Annotated in this window: 3 protein-coding genes; all 3 read left to right on the top strand. The window is 63.5% G+C overall.

Annotation, left to right across the window (positions count from 1 at the left end; all coding sequences use genetic code 11):
* Positions 1–706: SDR family oxidoreductase (locus tag GSQ79_RS27220; RefSeq protein ID WP_246725626.1), on the top strand; the 706-nt coding region annotated here is incomplete at its 5' end.
* Between the two features lie 46 nt (positions 707–752).
* The gene (aroC, locus tag GSQ79_RS27215; RefSeq protein ID WP_158811877.1) at positions 753–1,844 is read left to right on the top strand and encodes a chorismate synthase; all 1,092 of its coding nucleotides are present in this window, start codon (positions 753–755) and stop codon (positions 1,842–1,844) included.
* 238 nt (positions 1,845–2,082) lie between these two features.
* The coding region (locus GSQ79_RS27210; protein WP_158811876.1) for a phosphatase PAP2 family protein at positions 2,083–3,125 on the top strand (1,043 nt) is incomplete at its 3' end.

The following is a 3,125-nucleotide window of genomic DNA, read 5'->3' as shown; positions in this document are numbered from 1 at the left end:
CGCCTTCACCTATCAGGGCGAATCGCTGGAAAAGCGCGTCCGTCCGCTGGCCCAGGAACTCGGCGCCAAGGTGCTGGGGCACTGCGACGTCACCGACGAAGCCTCCATCGACGCGATCTTCAAGGTCGTCGAGGAGGAATGGGGCACGCTCGATTTCATCGTGCATTGCGTTGCTTTCTCCGACCGTGACCAGTTGACGGGCCGCTACGTCGACACGACCGCGGAAAACTTCAAGAACACGCTGCTGATCTCCTGCTATTCCTTCACGGCCGTCGCGCAGCGCGCGGAAAAGCTGATGCCGGATGGCGGGTCGATGCTGACCCTCACCTATTACGGTGCGGAAAAGTGGATGCCGCATTATAACGTCATGGGCGTCGCCAAGGCCGCGCTGGAGGCCAGCGTGCGTTACCTCGCCGCCGACCTCGGCGAGAAGAACATCCGGGTCAACGCCATCTCCGCGGGTCCGATCAAGACGCTGGCCGCCTCCGGCATCGGCGACTTCCGCTATATCCTGAAGTGGAACGAGTATAACGCGCCGCTGCGCCGCTCGGTCACCACCGAGGAAGTCGGCGAAAGCGCGGCTTTCCTGCTGTCGCCGATGGCGCGCGGCATCACCGGCGAAATCCTCCATGTCGACGCCGGCTACCACATCGTCGGCATGAAGAATCCGGCGGCGCCCGACATGGGCGCTCTGATCCGCGAGTAGCAAACGCGCGAGCGAGAAGGAGCGGCGTCAAAGCCGCGCCCATAAAATGTCGCACAACACCTTCGGTCACCTGTTCCGGGTCACCACCTTCGGCGAGAGCCACGGGCCGGCGATCGGCTGCGTGGTCGATGGGTGTCCGCCGCTGATCCCGTTGGTCGAGGCCGACATCCAAGGCTTTCTCGACAAGCGCCGGCCGGGCCAGTCGCGCTTCACCACGCAGCGTCAGGAATCCGATCGGGTCAGGATCATGTCCGGCACCGTGGCCGACCGCGATGGTCGCATGGTGACGACGGGCACGCCGATCATGCTGCTGATCGAGAACGAGGATCAGCGGTCGAAAGACTACGACGCGATCAAGGACAAGTTCCGTCCCGGTCATGCCGACTACACCTATGAAGCCAAATACGGCATCCGCGACCATCGCGGTGGCGGGCGGTCGTCCGCCAGGGAGACCGCGGCACGCGTCGCGGCCGGCGCTATCGCGCGGAAAGTTGTGCCCGGCGTCACCATCCGCGGTGCGCTGGTGCAGATGGGCACCAAGATCATCGACCGCGCGAGCTGGGACTGGGACGAAGTCGATCGCAACCCGTTCTTCTCGCCCGACGCCAAGGCCGCAGGAGTCTTCGAGACTTATCTCGACGCGATCCGCAAGGACGGCTCGTCGATCGGCGCCGTGCTCGAGATCGTCGCCGCCGGCGTGCCGGCCGGGTGGGGCACGCCGCTCTATGGCAAGCTCGACGCGGAGATCGCCAGCGCGCTGATGTCGATCAACGCCGTCAAAGGCGTCGAAATCGGCGACGGCTTCGCCACGGCGGCGCTGACCGGCGAAGAGAACGCCGACGAGATGCGCATGGGCAATGACGGACAGCCGTTGTTCCTGTCGAACCACGCCGGCGGGATCGTCGGTGGCATTGCCACCGGCCAGCCGATCGTCGCGCGCTTTGCGGTCAAGCCGACTTCCTCGATCCTCAAGCCGCGCCTTACCATCGATCGCGACGGCGCGCAGACCGAGATCGTGACAAAAGGGCGCCACGATCCCTGCGTCGGCATCCGCGCCGTTCCGGTTGGAGAAGCCATGGTCGCCTGCGTTTTGGCCGACCAATTTCTCCGCCATCGCGCGCAAATCGCAGCGCGCTAGCATTGAGCCTAAGTATTTCGATAGTGTAAATAATTCCCACGCGCCTTAGGGCGTCGTTCGGGTGACTTTAGACGTAGGCGTTATGTCGCAGTGTCATCTCATCTTTAAAAAGACACCATCAATAGTGTTCTAAATTTATCACCGCGCGATTAAAGACGCTCCCGCAATAGTTCTGACACAATCGCTTTGCGTGCCCCCGTTACCCCTGCCGCCTGTGGCTTACATACGGGGGGTATCTATGCGTCTGCTCAATACTGTTTCGACCTTGGCGATCGTCGCCGCGGGCGCGCTGCCGACATCGGCGGTTTACGCCCAGGCAGCCAATGTGACGCCCTCCAGCGTCAACATCCTGAATCTGCTGTCGCCGTTTCTGGCGCTGAATTCGACCACGATCGGTCAGACGACGCTGCAGCAGAACCTGGCGACGGCAATCGCCATCAACAACAACGCCACGGCGACCCAGCAACAACTCGCGATCAGTGACAAGAACCTGCTCAACGCCGCATCAAACGCTGTGGCGGGCGTCGGCAACGTCGGCGTCGCGGCCAACCTCGCGGGCGGCCTGCCGGCGCAGACCCCGGTGACCGGGACAGACGGCAGCATCACGCCGATCCAGCCGGTCGGCGGTTTGGGCGCGGTTCTCGGCCCCATCTATCAGCGGGGCGTGGCGCCAGTTGCAGGCGGCACACCGATCCTCGCCAATACGGTTGCCCTGCTGACCGGCGCCTATACCAACTTTACGAGTAACGATCTCGGTGCCGCGAAATTCTACTTCGCCAACGGCACGATCAACGGCACCACCCCCGACGTCGCGCCGGCCGGCTTCACGCTGCCGACCGCCAACGGCCTGCCGAACGGCACGAACAGCGTCTATGACATCGCCTATGGTGTGAAGAACACCGATCCGAACCAGGACGTGTTCGGCAGCTCGCGCCCGGTGCAGGTGACGCCGACCGGCATCAACCAGTTCGACTCGACGTCGATCGCCGGTCTCACCACCAACCCGTCGTTTCCGAGCGGCCATACGACCTACGCCTACACCGACTCGATCCTGCTCGCGATGCTCGTGCCGCAAGATTATCAGAACATGCTTCTGCGGGCCGCGACCTATGCCAACAGCCGCATCGTGCTCGGCGTGCATTACCCGCTCGACATCATCGCCAGCCGCGCGCTGGCGAGCTACGATCTCTCGCAGGCGTTCACCAACGCGGCCTATATGAGCAATGCTGCGACGACCGGGGTCGCCGTCAATTTGCCGGCCAGCTACAATGCCGCGAAGCC

Origin of the sequence: Beijerinckia sp. L45, from assembly GCF_009765775.1 — a bacterium.
Classification (GTDB): domain Bacteria; phylum Pseudomonadota; class Alphaproteobacteria; order Rhizobiales; family Beijerinckiaceae; genus RH-AL1.
This window is presented reverse-complemented; position numbering and strand designations above follow the sequence as displayed.

What these genes read in the sequence shown, in the direction of transcription:
- aroC (WP_158811877.1), top strand. Translation starts at nt 753, where the DNA reads ATGTCGCACAACACCTTCGGTCACCTGTTCCGGGTCACCACCTTCGGC.